The 17,966-nt window shown below is 37.7% G+C and carries 13 protein-coding genes and 1 tRNA gene; 12 read left to right on the top strand and 2 right to left on the bottom strand.

The genetic code is table 11. From position 1 onward, the window contains the following. Window positions 1-7 precede the first annotated feature (7 nt). Window positions 8-238, top strand: coding sequence for a hypothetical protein (locus tag WFH39_RS07890; RefSeq protein ID WP_336689474.1), 231 nt, complete (start codon window positions 8-10; stop codon window positions 236-238). A 47-nt stretch (window positions 239-285) separates the two neighbouring features. On the opposite strand, the gene WFH39_RS07885 is transcribed toward WFH39_RS07890, so the two are convergent. Beyond that, window positions 286-1,029, bottom strand: coding sequence for a dienelactone hydrolase family protein (locus tag WFH39_RS07885; protein WP_336689473.1), 744 nt, complete (start codon window positions 1,027-1,029; stop codon window positions 286-288). An 861-nt stretch (window positions 1,030-1,890) separates the two neighbouring features. Further along, window positions 1,891-2,322 carry a type I restriction enzyme HsdR N-terminal domain-containing protein gene (locus WFH39_RS07880; RefSeq protein ID WP_214589371.1) on the bottom strand — a complete coding sequence of 144 codons (432 nt, stop codon included), beginning with the start codon at window positions 2,320-2,322 and terminating at the stop codon, window positions 1,891-1,893. 8 nt (window positions 2,323-2,330) lie between these two features. On the opposite strand from WFH39_RS07880, the gene holA reads away from it, so the two are divergent. From holA to uxaC, 11 genes are all read left to right on the top strand, one after another. Beyond that, the gene (gene holA / locus WFH39_RS07875) at window positions 2,331-3,368 is read left to right on the top strand and encodes a DNA polymerase III subunit delta (RefSeq protein WP_336689472.1); all 1,038 of its coding nucleotides are present in this window, start codon (window positions 2,331-2,333) and stop codon (window positions 3,366-3,368) included. A 186-nt stretch (window positions 3,369-3,554) separates the two neighbouring features. After that, window positions 3,555-4,496, top strand: a complete 942-nt coding sequence (trxB, locus tag WFH39_RS07870; protein ID WP_076393660.1) for a thioredoxin-disulfide reductase — start codon at window positions 3,555-3,557, stop codon at window positions 4,494-4,496. Window positions 4,497-4,724: 228 nt separating this feature from the next. Then, window positions 4,725-4,809 (top strand) — tRNA-Ser (locus tag WFH39_RS07865). 933 nt (window positions 4,810-5,742) lie between these two features. After that, window positions 5,743-6,459 carry an NUDIX hydrolase gene (locus tag WFH39_RS07860; protein WP_214589402.1) on the top strand — a complete coding sequence of 239 codons (717 nt, stop codon included), beginning with the start codon at window positions 5,743-5,745 and terminating at the stop codon, window positions 6,457-6,459. 17 nt (window positions 6,460-6,476) lie between these two features. Continuing rightward, window positions 6,477-7,961: a xylulokinase gene (locus WFH39_RS07855; protein WP_336689471.1), complete on the top strand. Its 1,485-nt coding sequence runs from the start codon at window positions 6,477-6,479 to the stop codon at window positions 7,959-7,961. A gap of 108 nt (window positions 7,962-8,069) precedes the next feature. After that, window positions 8,070-9,398, top strand: coding sequence for a xylose isomerase (gene xylA / locus WFH39_RS07850; protein WP_336689470.1), 1,329 nt, complete (start codon window positions 8,070-8,072; stop codon window positions 9,396-9,398). A 94-nt stretch (window positions 9,399-9,492) separates the two neighbouring features. After that, window positions 9,493-12,372 carry a SusC/RagA family TonB-linked outer membrane protein gene (locus WFH39_RS07845; RefSeq protein WP_336689469.1) on the top strand — a complete coding sequence of 960 codons (2,880 nt, stop codon included), beginning with the start codon at window positions 9,493-9,495 and terminating at the stop codon, window positions 12,370-12,372. Window positions 12,373-12,383: 11 nt separating this feature from the next. Beyond that, window positions 12,384-14,327, top strand: a complete 1,944-nt coding sequence (locus WFH39_RS07840) for a RagB/SusD family nutrient uptake outer membrane protein (protein ID WP_336689468.1) — start codon at window positions 12,384-12,386, stop codon at window positions 14,325-14,327. 86 nt (window positions 14,328-14,413) lie between these two features. Then, on the top strand, window positions 14,414-15,592 hold the full coding sequence (uxuA, locus tag WFH39_RS07835) for a mannonate dehydratase (RefSeq protein WP_336689467.1): 1,179 nt from the start codon (window positions 14,414-14,416) through the stop codon (window positions 15,590-15,592). Window positions 15,593-15,712: 120 nt separating this feature from the next. Continuing rightward, window positions 15,713-16,528 (top strand): SDR family oxidoreductase, encoded by an 816-nt coding sequence (locus WFH39_RS07830; RefSeq protein ID WP_336689466.1) that lies wholly within the window; start codon window positions 15,713-15,715, stop codon window positions 16,526-16,528. Between the two features lie 19 nt (window positions 16,529-16,547). Beyond that, entirely contained in the window at window positions 16,548-17,966 is a 1,419-nt protein-coding gene (gene uxaC, locus WFH39_RS07825) for a glucuronate isomerase (RefSeq protein WP_336689465.1), read from the top strand.

The following is a 17,966-nucleotide window of genomic DNA, read 5'->3' as shown; positions in this document are numbered from 1 at the left end:
TAAAAGTATGGCGCTACAAATTTGTCCGAAATGTAAAGAAACTTCCTTTACATGGTTTATCAACGGAAAGTCTCATCTAACGGTTTGGAGCTGTTTCAATTGTGATTACGAAGCAAAGGAAAGCGAAAGTGAGAAATACATCTGCGAAAACTGTGGAAACAAAACAAAAACAAAGCTTAAAGATAAAGAAACCGAATATTTCTGGTGTTCTGATTGCAACACGACAAGCGAACTATAAAGAAAACGACCTCTAATTTTGGAGGTCGTTTTTTGTGAGGATTATAATTATTTCAGAAGTTCTTTTAAAAACATCAGCGTGTGGTTCCACGCTCTTTTTGCCATCACTTCATTGTAATCCGGCGATTTCGGATCGGTAAAAGTATGTTTGGAATGTGCATACGTGATGATTTGCCAGTCTGCGTTTCCTTCATTCATTTCCTTCACCAGATTATTGTAATCTTCCGGACTTACTCCTCTGTCATCGGCAGGATTTTCCACCAGAATTTTTGTCGAGATCGGTCCGTTTTTTCTCGCCTGATCTTTTCCGATGCTTCCGTGGATAGAAACAACTCCCACCACAGGAAGATTTCCCCTCGCTGATTCCAAAGCTCCCGTTCCTCCGAAACAATAGCCGATAACCGCAATTTTTTCAGGAATTGCCCCGTTTTTTTTCAATTGTTCCAGCGCAAGTGAAATCCTTTTCTGGTACGCTTCGTAATTTTTCTTGTAATATCCCGAATTTTTCGCAGCCGTATCCATATTGGTGGGAATATTTCCCTCACCGTAAATATCCGCAATAAAAGCAACGTAGCCTTGTTTTTCAAGTTCGGCAGCGGCTGTTTTCGCTTCATCATCAATTCCTTTCCACGCAGGAAGAATCAGAACTCCCGGAAGTTTCTTTCCCGCATTGGAAGTAACCAGTCCGTTAAGTTTCTGCGCGCCGTCCTGATAAGCTACAGGTTTCAGATTCTGACCAAAAAAAGTCACCGAAGTCATTAAAAATGAAGACAATAAAAATGAACGTATCATATTTTGTAATTTAATTTTTTTTAGGAGCTGTTTCCTGCTTTCGCTACTTGCTTTTTCTGTATTTCGGCGGTGGCGAAGCCACCGCCGAAATACAGAAAAGAGCTCAGACATGCCGCTCAATCAGGGCTAAATATCTGTCTGTTAATCAATGTTGTAACAATACCATCAATAGTTCTGCCAAATTCAGCCATTGCCTGTTAAGATTTAATCAATAAAAATTATGAACATCTTTTGTTCTCTCAAAATTCAAGATTTTTCATTTAATCAAACCCCATATTTTCAAGTTTGTTTAAACTAATTTTAAATTTAACCGCAAAAGAGACAAAAAACTTTATTGAATTTACTTAAAGTATTTCAAAAGTCTGCAAAGAGAAAAAATCTTTGATTTTTTTTAACTTATGTGCTCTTTTTTCCATTTAAGTATTAAACTTAAACAACTAAAGTGTTACAATATTTTGCGGTAAAAAAGTTTAAACAAGTTTTTCATAAAACAACAAACAATGCATTTCTAAATTATTGAAAAATAATCAGGAATTTAAATTACTAAAAATAACTCAAAATCAATAAAAATAACATATCGAGTCTGTTTAAACTTTTTATTTAACCGCAAAAGCAGCAAAAGATCTACTAAATTTTTTATTTAAAGTTGATTATTATAAATAAAAAAAGCCCACAATAGTTTTTAAAAATCTTTGATTTTTATTCTTTTGAGCGCTTTAATTATTATAGAAATTCGGCTTTAACATTGTCTTTTGTGCCTAATTCTGAAATTAGTTTAAAACAAGTTTATCATTTAAATTTTCATCATCAATTTAACTCAATCAACCTAAAACTTAGCCTCAACCTCAATCAATCTTAACCTCACTCCGGCTTATAAAACAGATACTGCTCATTCTCATAATACGCATGAATATGCTGCAAACCATTCGTCAGAACAATCTCTTTCGCTCCGATCACAGAATTATATCTTGCAGTCTGCTCAAAAGTCTTCTCAGTTAATTTAATCTGAGGCGCCTTACATTCAATTAAAATTTTAGGCTGTGCTTTTTCAGTAATTAAAAGATCAACCCTCTTCGTTAAACCATTTAAAACAATCTTTTTTTCCGTAATTAATGCAGAAGCAGAGTAGGACTGTACCGTAAGATAATAATGGATCCAGTGTTGCCGTACCCACTCTTCAGGAGTCAGCAAAAGGTAAGTTTTACGAACCAAATCATAAATAAAAAACTTATCTTTGTCTTTCTTGAATTTAAAATCAAAAGTTTCCTGAAAATTCAGTTTTGGAAGTTCCATTTATTAAGATGAAAGAATTAGATTTAATCCTCAAAAATATTAAAAATAAAGAAGTTTTACCGATTTATTTTTTTCACGGAGAAGAACCCTACTTTATAGATCTTGCTGTAAAAGCTCTCGAACACGACTTTCTGACGGAAGATGAAAAAGCATTCAACCAAACCGTAGTGTATGGCAAAGATACCACTTATCAGGAAGTTCTCTCTTTGGCGAGACAGTTTCCCATGATGGGCGACAAACAGGTAATCATTGTAAAGGAAGCGCAGGATTTAAGACTTGCTGAAAGCGAAAGCAATGCTTTGGAAATGTATGTTCAGAATCCTGTTCCGTCCACCGTTCTGGTTTTTGCGCACAAACACAAAAAATTAGACAGCCGAAAAAAAGTCACCAAATCTTTAGAAAAAGCGAAAGCATTATTTTTAAGCGAATCAATCCGGGAAAATAATCTTCCCAAATGGATTGCGGATGAATGTACCGCATTAAAAATAAAAACAGCTCCGAATATCTCACATCTTCTGGCAGAATATTTAGGAAACGACCTCTCAAGAATTGCCAATGAGCTGAATAAACTGAAAATCATCCTGAAAGACGGTGAGGTTTTAGACGGAACCATCATCGAAAATCACATCGGAATCAGCAAAGAATACAATGTTTTTGAATTACAGAAAGCTTTAGGAACAAAAAATGCCAACGCAGCATTTAAAATTGCACATTTTATGGGCAAAAACCCTAAAAACAATCCTTTCGTGATGATGCTGGCAAGTTTGTACAATTACTTTTCCAATGTCATTATTTATAACACAATGATTGGTCAGCCGCCTCAGACAATTGCCGCACAAATGGGCGTAAATCCTTATTTTATAAAAGATTATGCAGAATCGGCGAGATTGTATCCATTAAAACATGCAACCAGAGTCATTTCAATTTTAAGAGAATTCGACATGAAAGGAAAAGGATTGGGCGCGGTAAATATGAGCGAAGCAGAACTGATTAAAGAATTGGTTTACAAAATTATAAATGTCGATAAAATTAAGATGAAAGTATGATTTTGGGTAATTGTTTGTTGGTTGATTGACCTTAATTTTACCGTCAACGGACAACCAACATCTAACAGCTACTATCGAAATTCAACATATTAGATATTGACAACTATCATTAAAATAACTTTAAATAAACAGTAAAAATTCCGAAATTAGCACTCGGTAATTTTAAATTTTTTTGAAAAGCAGAATATGGAGCAAAACATTTTAGATTGTGTGATCGTTGGATCTGGACCTTCTGGTTTCACAGCGGCAATTTATGCAGCAAGAGCAGACTTAAAACCTGAACTGTACACAGGTCTGGAGCCGGGCGGACAATTGACTACAACTACTGAAGTCGACAACTTTCCGGGATATCCAAACGGAATTACAGGTCCTGAAATGATGATGGATTTGCAGAAGCAGGCTGAAAGATTCGAAACAAAAGTACATTATGAAATGATTACTAAAGTTGAATTTTCAAAAGAAGTAGGAGGAGTTCATAAACTGTACGCAGGAAATAAAGAAATTTTTGCCAGAACTGTGATTATTTCTACCGGAGCTACTGCAAAATATTTAGGTCTTGATGACGAAAAAAAATATAATGGAGGAGGAGTTTCCGCGTGTGCAACGTGCGACGGATTTTTCTACAGGGGAAAAGATGTTGTGGTGGTAGGAGCAGGAGATACAGCAGCAGAAGAAGCGACTTATCTTGCAAAGCTGGTGAACAAAGTAACCATGTTGGTAAGAAAAGATGAATTCAGAGCTTCTAAAGCAATGGTTCACAGAGTGAATAATACGCCCAATATTGAAGTGAAATTCCACCATGAGTTAATCGGTATTGAAGGAGAAAATAACCTTGTAGAAAGAGCAGTGGTCATTAATAATCAGACTCAGGAAAAATCTACCATTGATGTCCACGGAATCTTCATTGCCATTGGTCACAAACCGAATACAGATATTTTCGTGGGACAGATTGATCTGGATGAAAACGGATATATTGTAACGGAAAAAGGTTCTTCAAGAACAAATCTTCCGGGAGTTTTTGCAGCAGGAGATGTTCAGGATCACATCTACAGACAGGCGATTACAGCGGCGGGAAGTGGCTGTATGGCAGCCATGGATGCAGAGAAGTATCTTGCAGAATTGCATTAATCTTAAGAAATTAAATATAAAACGCATCTTTCGGGATGCGTTTTTTCTTTACAATTCGCACAAAAATTATTTTAAAAAGGGTATAATTAAAGTTTTAAACAGAAATAATTCACCTGATTTTTAGTTCATTATTAATTTTTGTTAAAATTTGTCAGGAAAATATTTTGTCAGAATTGAAAAACGTTCTATATTTGCACCACTGAAAACAACGATATAATCGGAGTTTCTGGAGAGTTGGCAGAGTGGTCGATTGCGGCAGTCTTGAAAACTGTTGACTGTAACAGGTCCGGGGGTTCGAATCCCTCACTCTCCGCAAAAAAAATCCTTCAAAGTAAAATTTGAAGGATTTTTTTTATTACTGCATATGTAATTTCAGACGTTTTTAGGATCAGGCTCAAAAGGGATCAAGCGAAAAATATGGGGACTATACAAAAAGTTTAGCTGCTCTGAATAAGAAAAACGTTCTGTTATTTATCTGATTAAGCTCTTCATTTTCTGTAGTACCATCCGTTTATTTTCTGTTAAATTATTATTTGGTTCATAATTAATCTGCAAATTAAAAGATTTTATAAGTTGCAATATACTTTCAACTCAATTATAAGTTGTAGTTTAAAGTAAATTAATATTCCCGGAAGTACAGAGCATGATATTCTAAAACTGACGTTTAAAAGCGGTAATCATTGGCAAAAGAGAATTTACAAATTGAATTTCTTATGGTATTAAAAAGGGTTCCGGATGTATTTCTGTTTTTGTATTTATTGATTTTGAAAGCTGCTGAAAGCATACAATTAAATAATTTTCTACAGATGATATTTAAACTTTATTTTACCTGAAATAATTTATTTTAATTTATGCTAAATTCTGTTATTTGTAATTTTCTAATCGCTTACATGCAAAAACGGTAAAAAAAAATATCAAATTTTAACGTTTTTTAGCTTTAAAAGTGTTTTTTTTACACTTGTTTGTATTTTTTTTAAGTTATTTTTTTTACAATTCTTATCATAATATTTATCTAAAAAAATCACTTATTTTCTTACTCTAATCTCCATCATAAATACTTGTTAATTGATGCATTACAATATTGATAAGTGTAATTTTAATGATAACCTTATCATAATTTGTATGTGAATGTTTTCATAAAAAATCGATATGTAAATTGCTGATATTTAGGTCTTAGTGTGAAATTTATTTTTTTTATTCATTTGAATTTTTATATTTGTCATGTTACATAAATGTTAACACTTGCATGAGCCCCAATTTTATACATACCTATGTTTCGGTTGACTGTGTTGTTTTTGGTTTCGACCATGAAAACAGATTAAATATCTTATTAGTAGAAAGGCATCTTGATGAAGAAAGACAGATAAAACTTCCGGGAAGTCTCATTTTTAGTGATGAAGATGTGGACGATGCTGCAGAAAGAGTGCTGCACGAGCTTACAGGAATTAAAAAAATGGTTCTGAAACAATTTAAGTGTTTTGCAGATCCTATGAGAGCCAATAATGAAAACGATATCCAATGGATGGGAACAGAGTACAAACAGCATATCGACAGAATTATTACCGTTGCCTATCTTTCTCTGTGTAAGATTGATCATAAGATTAACAGTACAAAATACAGCACGGTAGATTGGTTTCCCATTGATGAGGTTCCTTCTCTGCCGTTTGATCATAATAAAATTATTAATGAATCTTTAGGGGAGGTAAGAAAATGGATAGAAGTTGATTTCTCTATTATATTTGAGCTTCTTCCAAAAAAGTTTACCATTAGACAGCTCTATCAGTTGTACAGTGCATTAAGTGAAAAACAAATTGATATTAAAAACTTCCATAAAAAAATCTCCTCGTTCAATTATATCATACCATTGGATGAGATTGAAAAAAATGTATCACACCGCGCAGCCAGATATTATAAATTCGATGCCAAAATTTACAAGAAAAACAATACTAAACTAATAAAATAATACCTTTTTAAAACTATATGTACTTACTAGGCTATGATATCGGCAGTTCTTCTGTGAAAGTTTGTCTCGTTGAAGCATCCAGCGGAAAAGTAATTGCGTCCGAATTTTCACCTAAAAAAGAGATGAAAATCACTGCAATTCATCCCGGTTGGGCAGAGCAGAATCCTGTCGACTGGTGGACAAATCTGAAGTTGGCTCATGAAGCGGTAATGCATGAAGCCGGCATAAATGCAGAAGACATTAAAGGAATTGGTATTACCTGGCAAATGCATGGTTTAATTTTAGTAGACAAAGATCAGAACCTGTTAAGACCCTCCATCATCTGGTGCGACAGCCGTGCTGTTCCTTATGGAGAAAAAGCCTTTAAAGAAATCGGAGAAGAAAAATGTTTATCTCATCTCTTAAATTCTCCAGGGAATTTCACCGCTTCAAAATTAGCCTGGGTAAAAGAGAATGAGCCGGAAATTTTCGAAAAAATAGACAAGATAATGCTTCCCGGAGATTACATTGCCATGAGACTTTCCGGAGAGATCGGAATAACGGTTGAAGGCTTGTCAGAAGGGATTTTCTGGGACTTTAAAAACAATTGCATCTCAGAAGATGTCATTAATTATTACGGGATTCCGAAAAGCTTTTTTCCTGAAATCGTACCTACATTCGGAATTCAGTCAGCAGTTTCTGCCGTAGCGGCAGAGGAATTAGGCTTAAAAGAAGGAACTCCCATTTCATACAGAGCAGGAGATCAGCCCAATAATGCATTGTCACTCAATGTTTTCAATCCCGGAGAAATCGCTTCCACAGCAGGAACTTCAGGCGTTGTTTACGGTGTTTTAGATAAATTAGACTACGATAAATTATCAAGAGTAAATACTTTCGCGCACGTTAATCATACCGAAGAATTAACGAGATTAGGAGTTTTACTTTGTATTAACGGAACCGGAATTTTAAATTCCTGGTTAAAACATAATCTGGCAACCTCCCTGTCTTCTTACGGAGATATGAACGACATGGCGTCGCTTTCACCGGTAGGAGCCAAAGGATTAAGCATCATTCCTTTCGGTAACGGAGCAGAAAGAGTACTCGAAAATAAAGAAACCAATTGCTCCATTCACGGGATTAATTTTAATATCCATACCAAAGGAGATATCCTGCGTGCCGCACAGGAGGGAATAGTATTTTCCTATGAATACGGAATGGACATCATGAGAAATATCGGGATGGATATTCAGGTAATTCGGGCAGGAAATGCCAATATGTTCCTAAGTTCAATTTTCAGAAAATCGTTAGCCGGAGTAAGCAACGCCGTTATTGAACTTTATGATACCGACGGAGCGGTAGGTGCTGCAAGAGCCGCAGGAATGGGAATCGGCTTTTACGCAGATGCTAAAGAAGCCTTTGCCTCTCTGGAAAGAATAGCCGTAATAGAACCGCAGCTGGAAAAAAGAGAACAATACTTAGAAGCCTATTCGAGATGGAAACAGCATCTTAACGAAATAGTATAATCACCAATACAAAAAGATTTTTTATTGTACTTATTGACCCTCAAGGATCAGTGAGCAGGGAAACTTTATGTTGAATTTTAAAATTAAACTAAAAATTATAACAAATATATGAACACTTTAACAGGTACGAAAGAGTTTTTTACAGGTATCGACAAAATCAAGTTTGAAGGGAAAGAAAGCAGAAATCCAATGGCTTTCAGATATTATGATGCAGAAAGAATTGTGATGGGAAAACCTATGAAAGACTGGACGCGTTTTGCGATGGCTTGGTGGCATACCTTATGTGCAAACGGAAGCGATCCGTTTGGAGGACCAACAATTCATCATCCATGGGACATCGGAAACGATGCTGTAACCAGAGCAATGCATAAAATGGATGCCGGTTTCGAATTTATGTCTAAAATGGGCTTCAATTACTATTGTTTCCATGATATAGATTTGGTAGATCCTGCCGATAACTGGAAAGACTACGAGAAGAATCTTCAGGCTGTAGTGGAATATGCAAAACAAAAGCAGCAGGAAACCGGAATTAAACTTTTATGGGGAACGGCAAACGTTTTCACGCACGAAAGATATATGAACGGAGCTTCCACGAATCCGAATTTTGATGTGGTTGCGTGCGCAGGAACTCAGGTTAAAAATTCCATTGATGCTACAATTGCTCTTGGTGGCGAAAACTACGTTTTCTGGGGTGGTAGAGAAGGATATATGAGCCTTTTGAATACCGATATGAAGCGTGAAAAAGACCATTTAGCACGTTTCCTTACCATGTCCAGAGACTACGCCCGTCAGCAGGGCTTTACAGGAACTTTCCTTATTGAGCCAAAACCGATGGAACCTACAAAACACCAGTATGATTACGATTCTGAAACGGTGATCGGCTTCCTGAGACATTACGGATTAGATAAAGATTTTAAATTAAATATTGAAGTGAACCACGCTACATTGGCAGGACATACTTTCGAGCATGAACTTCAGGCAGCAGTAGATGCAGGAATGTTAGGAAGTATTGATGCAAACAGGGGAGATTATCAGAACGGATGGGATACAGATCAGTTTCCGGTAGATTATTTAGATATGGTTCAGGCATGGCTGGTATTACTTCCTGCAGGAGGTTTAGGAAACGGAGGAGTTAATTTCGATGCTAAAATCAGAAGAAACTCTATTGATCCTGAAGATTTGTTTATTTCTCATATTTCGGGAATGGATGTTTTTGCGAAAGGACTTTTAGCGGCAGCAGATATTCTTGAAAATTCAGATTATAAAAAACTGAGAACAGACCGTTACGCATCTTTCGACAACGGAAACGGAAAGGCTTTTGAAGCAGGAACGCTTACTTTGGAAGATCTTCAGAGGATAGCTCATGAAATTGGGGAGCCACAGCCAAAAAGCGGAAAGCAGGAATTGTTTGAAGCGATTGTGAATATGTATATCTAAATAAACGTAAAAAGGCTGCTAAACACTAAGGATTTTTCAAAACGATAATTATTAATAGCCTTTTTATTCAAACCTAATATTAAACGTAATAATTATGAATCGATCTTATTTAGCTAAAACCAATAAAGCAGCGCTCTTTTTTGCGATGGCTTTATTACCTTCCGGTTTAGCCTATTCTCAGAGTAAAAAAGATACTGTTGCTAAGGAGAAAAAAATAGAAGAAGTAGTGGTAATTGGGTACGGAACCCAAAGAAAGGAAGCCGTAACAGGCTCCGTAGCATCTGTAAAAGGAGATGTTTTAAGAGAAGTACCTACTGCTAACATTACTCAGGCATTGCAGGGAAGAACCGCAGGGGTAGATATTAGTCAGACATCTACAAAACCCGGAGCCAGCATGCAGATTCGCATCAGAGGAACACGATCTTTAACACCCAATGCGAATGATCCGTTAATTGTTCTTGATGGAATTCCGTTTGTGGGATCACTTGGTGACATCAGTTCAAGTGACATTAAAAGTATAGATATCCTGAAAGATGCTTCTGCAACTGCGATTTATGGTTCCAGAGGAGCGAATGGAGTTATATTGGTAACAACCAACAGAGGTTCTAAAGGTCAGAAGCCGAGATTTACTTACAATTCTTTCACAGGAGTTCAGACCTTGTTTTCAAGGTTTCCGATGATGGACGGTCCTAAATTGGCTAAATTAAGAGCTGATGCAGGAAATATTTACGGATTAGGAAAAGATGAAACGTTGGACACCAATACAGATTGGCAAAAGCTGTATTACAAACCGGCGATGATGACCAGTCATGATGTAGGGGTTTCGGGGGGAACGGAAGGAGGTAATTACAACGTAGGATTATCCTATTTTAAGCAGGACGCTTTAATTCCAATCCAGAATTATGAAAGATTCTCACTAAGGATCGCTTTGGATCAGCAGGTTGGTAAAAGCTTCAAATTCGGATTTACATCCAATACCAACTATACAGTGTCAGAAGGAAATGGCGTGGCAGGAGCGCCGGTTCTGGGAAACTCTCCGTTAGCAAACCCTTATAATGCAGATGGAAGTATTAAAAGAACCATTAGTACGGCATCGAATATTGATCAGTCCTGGGTATACATCAGAAAAACCCTTGAAAATCTGGGGGATAAATATGTAGATGAAAGCAAAGGTTTTTCTTCATACAATAATTTATATGGAGAAGTAAGCTTACCGATTAGCGGTTTGAAATACAGATTAAATGTCGGATTGGATTATACCACTTCTAACAGCGGAAATTATACAGGAGTAGGGGTTTTCAATGTGAATTCAGCCGCTCCTTCCAGTGCAGGAAAAGGAAACAGCCAGACTTATCACTGGACATTAGAAAATTTATTAACCTATGACAGAACTTTTGGAAAGCATAAGATTAATGCTGTAGCCTTATATTCTGCAGAAGGAAATCGGTATATCAGCAGCTATATGAGTGCCAAAAATGTACCTTCAGACTTCTTCCAGTATTACAATTTGGGACAGTCTCCACAAGCAGATATTTCTGTGAAGCCTGAAGATCAGGTATATGTACAGAGAGGGCTTATATCGTATATGGGACGTGCTATGTATACCTACGATAATAAATACATGATTACAGCAACGCTTCGTGCAGATGGCGCATCTGTTTTGGCACCGGGTAACAAATGGCATACCTATCCCGCAATATCTTTAGGCTGGAATTTGGCGAATGAATCTTTCATGCAGAGTCTCAAAGCCATCAATCAGTTCAAATTAAGATACGGATGGGGGCAGACTTCCAATCAGGCTGTTGGTCCGTACACTACCAAAGGAACTTTAGGGGTTGTTCCGTATAATTTCGGAAATACCAATACGACAGGGGTTTATATTACTACTGCACCAAATCCAGAGCTGGGCTGGGAATACTCTAAAACCAATAACTTCGGTTTGGATTTCGGATTATTTAATAATAGATTGACAGGTACTGTAGAGTATTACAGAACTAAAACAGAACAGGTTTTATCTCCGACAAATCTTCCTATATCCGGAGGTATTGCGAGTGTAACGAACAACATAGGACAGATAGAAAACAAAGGTTGGGAAGTTTCACTTAATGGTACGATCATAAACAATCCTGATGGCTTCAGCTGGGATGCAGGGGTTAACTGGTATGCCAACAGAAATCAGATTTTAGCTTTGAATTCAGGGACTACCCGTGATGTGGCGAACAATTGGTTTGTTGGACATAATATCAATGCGATCTATGACTATCAGAATATTGGCTTGTGGCAGCAGGGAGATCCTTATCTGAATATATTAGAGCCGGGTGGTAATATAGGTATGATTAAAGTTCTTTACACCGGTGGTTACAATGCAGATGGTACTCCGTTAAGAGCTATTGGTCCGGACGACAGACAAATTATCGATACAGCTCCGGATTGGCAGGGTGGTTTCAATATGAGATTTGCTTACAAAAATTTTGAATTGAGTACTGTAGGTGCATTTCAGCATGGTGGTGTTTTAATCAGTTCTATTTATGGTTCTTCGGGTTATCTTAACAGATTAACGGGAAGAGGGAATAACGTAGATGTAGATTACTGGACGGCAGAAAATCCGAATGTAAGATATCCTAAGCCGGGAGGTATAATGAGTGGGGATAACCCGAAATACGGTTCTACTCTTGCTTACTTCGATGGATCATATCTTAAACTGAGAACGATAACACTAGGTTATAATTTGAAGAAAGAATTTTTAGATGATCTGAAATTAAATAGTTTAAGAATTTATGTAACGGTAACTAATCCTCTGGTTCTTTTCTCTCCTTATCATAAAGAATCCGGGATGGATCCGGAACCGAACTCTTACGGTAACCAGAATCAGGCGGTAAACAGCAGTCTTCCATATAACGGGCGTCAGCTGATTATAGGAACCAATAACCCGTCTACACGTAATTATCTAATGGGAATCAATTTATCTTTTTAAATTACAAAATCATGATCAAGTTTAATAAAAAAATAGTTTTAGGAGCGTTTTTCTTCTCGCTTTGCTTATCCAGTTGTAATGAAATTCTGGACGAACAGCCAAGATCTAACTATACGGTGGATTATTTTAATACGCCGGATGGGGTAACAGCAGGGGTAACATCTTTATACAGAAGTTTACGTTTATTGTATGGTAACGGCTACTTCATGAGTAACTGCCAGAACGGTACCGACGAATCTACTTTTGCACAGAGTGCAGACGGAAACTTTAAAGAATTGGACTTTTCAGGAAATGGTAACGTTACACCATCTTCTTTTCCTCCGAGTATGATTTGGGGATCTGTATTCCCTTCTATTAATACCGCAAACGGAATTGTAGAAAGAGGTCCGCAGTTTGGCGTGGCAGAATCATTAATTTCCGAAGCAAGATTCTTCAGAGCATTTGATTACTTTATGCTGGTTCAGACGTATGGAGGAGTTCCGTTAGATTTGGGAGCAGGAGAACTTGCACTGAATACAAATGCGATAACAACTTCTAAAAGAAATACCGTTCCTGAAGTCTACACGAGAGGAATTTTTCCTGATCTTAGAAAAGCAATAGATAATTTACCTGCTTCACCAAGAGTAACGGGAGGAGTAACGAAAAATGTTGCAAGATTATTTTTAGCAAAAGCCTACCTTACATACGGATGGTGGCTGCAGAACCCGAATAGCATTCCAACGTATCCGGACGCTCCAAGAACCGATCCGGATGGTCATAATGCACAATGGTATTTCCAGCAGGCTTATGATACCGCTATGCAGGGAATAACTACTCCTGGTCCATATGCTTTACAGCCTACATTTTATGATGTAAATGTAGGATCAAACGACAGAAACAACGAATGTATGCTGTATGCAGATCATACTCAGGCTAGTGCATTTTATAACGAATCAGATCCTGTAGGTTTCGGTTCAGGATGGGCTCCTGATAACTTCGCTGCGTGGATGCAGACCTGGAACTACACCAACCTGAAGAGCAGCAGCTCCGCAACAACTTTTACTGCTGTAAGTTCTGTACAGCGTGCTGCAACACAATCTTTAGGTCGTCCATGGGTTCGTATGGCTCCTCCGATTGGCGTTATTCAGAATACATTTGCTGATAAAACTACCGATTCAAGATATGACGGTACTTTTGTTACGACTTACAGAGGTAACTGGGACAAAGCAGGCGTTACAAACCCTGTTCTGTATAATGCCAATAACTTACCTGTACAACCGGGAGGAGCGATTCTGAGTTTCCTTAATGATGATTCCCAGACGCCGACATATCCTTCAGGAGCAGGGCAAAACGGTGTGGGCGCAGGTACATTACCGGGAAGAGCAGATTGGGTAGTTGCACCAAACGGAATCAGCAGAATTGTTTATCCGGGATTGTGGAAAATCGGCACGTACCGTACGGATGATCCAAACGGACTTGGATATCCTAATGCAGGACTTACCCGTCCTTTCAACGTAGCAAAATTCTCAGAATTCTACTTTATCGCAGCAGAAGCAGCCGTAAAAGGAGCTTCAGGTTCTATGACGGCGAGAGATTTAATTAACGTAATCCGTGCAAGAGCAGGAAAATGGAAATTTAATAACGCTCAAAATACAACGTACATTGCAGATAATAGTGTCGCAATGACTGCTGCAACGCCTTCTGTAATTACTATTGATTATATTCTGGCAGAAAGATCCCGTGAATACTACGGAGAATTCTACAGATGGTACGATTTAGTACGTACACAGAAATGGGGCGAATACGCAGCTTCTTATAAAATCGGAGGTACTGCTTATGGAAACCATACACCGCAGACCGTAACACGTAATATTCAGCCGTTCCATTATCTGAGACCGATTCCGCAAGGACAAATCGATGCAATGAGTGGAGCAACTGCTGAAGAAAAAGCAAAATACCAGAATCCTGGTTATTAAAAGTGAGTTAGTTTCACATTCATATATAGTTTACAGGGCAGATCCTAAAATATCTGCCTTGTTTTTTAATTAAAAATTTTAATGGTATGGAAAAAACATGGCGTTGGTTTGGGAAAAACGATAAAATTAAATTACAGACCCTTTTACAAATTGGTGTAGAAGGTATTGTTTCGGCATTACACGATATTCCTAATGGAGAAATCTGGAGCTTAGAGGCTGTTAACGATTATAAAAATTATATAGAAAGTCACGGTCTTCGCTGGTCTGTTGTGGAGAGTCTTCCCGTAAGCGAAGCGATCAAATACGGAGGAGAAGACCGTGATTTTTTAATAGAAAATTATATTAAAAGTCTCGAAAACTTAGGAAAAGCAGGGATAACTACGGTTTGCTACAACTTTATGCCGGTTTTAGACTGGGCAAGAACAGATCTTTTCCATGAGTGGGAAGACGGTTCATCATCATTGTATTTTAACAAAGCAAGATTTGCTTATTTTGAAATTCATATTCTTAAAAGAGAAGGAGCAGAAAAGGACTACAGCGAGGAAATTCTCCAAAAAGTTGAAGAACTGAAAAATACACTCACAGAAAAAGATAACCATGATCTGATCGATTCTGTTATTGTGAAAACACAGGGATTCGTTAACGGAAACATAAGAGAAGGCGAATTAAATCCCGTAGAAAAGTTCAACAATTTACTGGCTTTATATGATGGGATTGATAAAAATAAGCTTCGCGAAAACCTGAAATATTTCCTCGAAAAAATAATGCCGGTTTGTGAAGAATGGAATATCCAGATGTGTGTTCATCCCGATGATCCGCCTTTCGCACTACTCGGTTTGCCAAGAATTGTCACCAATGAAGAAGACATCGACTGGTTTCTGAATGCAGTAGACAATCCCCATAACGGACTGACTTTCTGCGCAGGTTCTCTGAGTGCTAATCTACAAAATGATGTTCCGAAACTGGCTCAGAAATTTGCCCACAGAACAAAATTTGTTCATCTCAGAAGCACCAATGTTTTTGAAAACGGAGACTTTATTGAAGCACATCATTTAGGCGGAAGAGGAAAGTTAATAGATGTAATAAGAGTATTTGAAAAAGAAAATCCCGATCTGCCCATGAGGATCGATCACGGAAGATTATTATCGGAAGATACAGATAAAGGCTATAATCCGGGATATTCTTTCTTGGGAAGGATGCTGGCTTTAGGACAGATAGAAGGAGTAATGGCAGCGGTACAGAATGAAATGAACAAAAAACTTTAATCAGAAAGAACCCGAAGGGTTCAATACAAATAACCGTAGATGAAACCTGTGGAAAACAGAATACAATGAACAGCGAACCCGAAGGGTTCAATATCAACCATTATTCATCAAAAATTAAAAATGAACGAAATATTCAGCATAAAAGATAAAGTCGCAGTCATTACAGGAGCCTCAGGTGTTTTGGGAGGAAGTCTTGCCAAAAGTTTTATCGAAGCCGGTGCAAAAGTGGTGATGTTAGGAAGAAACCACGAAACACTGCAGTCCCGTGTAAAGGAACTTGCAGGTTCAGAAGATAATGCATTTGCCGTGGAAGCCAATGTAATGAACATTGAAAGTCTGGAAAATGCATCAGAAAAAATCATCGAAAAATATGGTAAAATAGATATTTTGCTGAACATCGCCGGAGGAAATATTCCTTCAGCAACCTTATCTCCCGACCAGTCATTTTTCGACATGAATATCAGCGGATGGGATGAGGTTACTGCTCTTAATATCAACGGAACTGTTTATCCGAGCTATGTTTTCGGAAAAATAATGGCGGAACAGAAAAGCGGCAGCATTGTTAATATTTCATCAATGGCAGCGTATTCTGCAATTACAAGAGTCGCCGGATATTCAGCGGCAAAATCAGCAATTACCAATTTTACCCAATGGCTGGCTTCCGATCTGGCTTTAAAATTCGGAGATAAAGTCCGTGTAAATGCAGTAGCGCCGGGATTTTTCATCGGAGATCAGAACCGTGCCATTTTACTGAATCCTGATGGATCTTTAACGGACAGAAGCAAAAAAGTAATTGCTAAAACGCCCATGCAGAGATTCGGGGAAGTGGAAGAGTTAAATGGAACAGTGCAGTTTCTCTGTTCAGATGCCGCAAGCTTCATCACCGGGGCTTTGATTCCTGTTGACGGAGGTTTCAGTGCTTTCAGCGGAGTTTAATTTTTTTTTAAATTGAATAATGAGTCATTTCATTAAAAATAAAGACGTTTTCGGAGATTCGTTTTTGCTGGGATCAGCAAAAGCAGAGAACCTCTATTTTGGCTATGCGGAAGGAATGCCCATCATCGATTATCACAATCATTTGGAACCTGATGTCATTTCGCATAACCGGAATTTCCGTTCTCCTACCTCAATCTGGCTGGATGGCGACCATTACAAATGGCGCGCGATGCGGAATTTCGGGATTGATGAACATTTCATTTCAGGAAAAGCAGCCGATGAAGAGAAATTCCTTAAATGGGCAGAAACCGTTCCTTATACGCTTCGGAATCCGCTATTTCACTGGACTCATCTTGAGCTAAAAAATACTTTTGGAATTAAGGAATATTTGTCCGGTAAAAATGCGGCAGATGTTTACAGCTCAATGCAGGATTCCTTACAGAAACCCGATTTTACGCCACAGAATTTGCTCAGAAATTATAAAGTAGAAGCACTTTGTACAACAGATGATCCTTCGGATGAGCTGGATCATCATAAAAAATTAAAAGCTGGTGATTTCAGTACAAACGTTCTGCCGAGTTTCCGGCCGGATATTTACATTAATATTATTGATCCCGAATCTTATATTCTCAACCTTAAAAAACTCGAAAAAGCTTCCGGAATCAATATCAGTTCAGTGTCCGATTTATTAAATGCACTTCAGTCAAGAATCAATTATTTTGATGAGGTTGGAGCTAAAGTTTCAGACCATGGATTTGAATATTTTCCGGACACAACGAAATGGAGCTCAGATCTGGAAAAAGAGTTTTCAGAATTTCTGAAAGGCAACAAACCTGCATTTTCCAATCCGGATGCGCTTTGCGGATTTCTTCTGAAAGAACTTTGCAAAATATATTCTGATAAAGGCTGGGTTCAGCAGTTTCACGTAGGAGCAACAAGAAATAACAATTCCCTCATGCTGAAAAGTATTGGCGCCAATACAGGTTTTGATGCAATCGGAGAGCAGTATTTTGCTCAAAGGATGAGTGTTCTTTTTGATGAACTCAATTCCGAAGATAAACTTGCAAAGACGATTATTTACAATTTAAATCCGGCTTATAATGAAGTTATGGCTTCTCTTGCAGGCAATTTCAACCAATCAGGGATCCGGTCAAAAATACAGTTCGGTGCTGCATGGTGGTTTCTGGATCAGTTGGATGGAATGCAGAAGCAGATGAACACACTTTCGAATATTGGATTAATAAGCACTTTTGTCGGAATGCTTACCGATTCCAGAAGCTTCCTTTCGTTTTCCAGACATGAATATTTCAGGAGATTGCTTTGTAACATATTCGGAAGAGAAATGGAAGAAGGGCTTCTTCCCGATGACGAAAAATGGGTTGGAGCGATAATTCAGGATATCTGTTATTACAACGCCAAAAATTATTTCAATTTTTAA

Origin of the sequence: Chryseobacterium sp. MMO-72, assembly GCF_037146035.1 — a bacterium.
GTDB classification, from domain to species: Bacteria; Bacteroidota; Bacteroidia; order Flavobacteriales; family Weeksellaceae; genus Chryseobacterium; species Chryseobacterium indicum.
The sequence above is the reverse complement of the archived record's forward strand: the minus strand, read 5'-3'. Positions and strand labels throughout refer to the sequence as shown.

Coding starts and splice junctions, on each gene's coding strand:
- WFH39_RS07890 (WP_336689474.1), top strand. CDS start 8: ATGGCGCTACAAATTTGTCCGAAATGTAAAGAAACTTCCTTTACATGG.
- WFH39_RS07885 (WP_336689473.1), bottom strand. CDS start 1,029: ATGATACGTTCATTTTTATTGTCTTCATTTTTAATGACTTCGGTGACT.
- WFH39_RS07880 (WP_214589371.1), bottom strand. CDS start 2,322: ATGGAACTTCCAAAACTGAATTTTCAGGAAACTTTTGATTTTAAATTC.
- holA (WP_336689472.1), top strand. CDS start 2,331: ATGAAAGAATTAGATTTAATCCTCAAAAATATTAAAAATAAAGAAGTT.
- trxB (WP_076393660.1), top strand. CDS start 3,555: ATGGAGCAAAACATTTTAGATTGTGTGATCGTTGGATCTGGACCTTCT.
- WFH39_RS07860 (WP_214589402.1), top strand. CDS start 5,743: ATGAGCCCCAATTTTATACATACCTATGTTTCGGTTGACTGTGTTGTT.
- WFH39_RS07855 (WP_336689471.1), top strand. CDS start 6,477: ATGTACTTACTAGGCTATGATATCGGCAGTTCTTCTGTGAAAGTTTGT.
- xylA (WP_336689470.1), top strand. CDS start 8,070: ATGAACACTTTAACAGGTACGAAAGAGTTTTTTACAGGTATCGACAAA.
- WFH39_RS07845 (WP_336689469.1), top strand. CDS start 9,493: ATGAATCGATCTTATTTAGCTAAAACCAATAAAGCAGCGCTCTTTTTT.
- WFH39_RS07840 (WP_336689468.1), top strand. CDS start 12,384: ATGATCAAGTTTAATAAAAAAATAGTTTTAGGAGCGTTTTTCTTCTCG.
- uxuA (WP_336689467.1), top strand. CDS start 14,414: ATGGAAAAAACATGGCGTTGGTTTGGGAAAAACGATAAAATTAAATTA.
- WFH39_RS07830 (WP_336689466.1), top strand. CDS start 15,713: ATGAACGAAATATTCAGCATAAAAGATAAAGTCGCAGTCATTACAGGA.
- uxaC (WP_336689465.1), top strand. CDS start 16,548: ATGAGTCATTTCATTAAAAATAAAGACGTTTTCGGAGATTCGTTTTTG.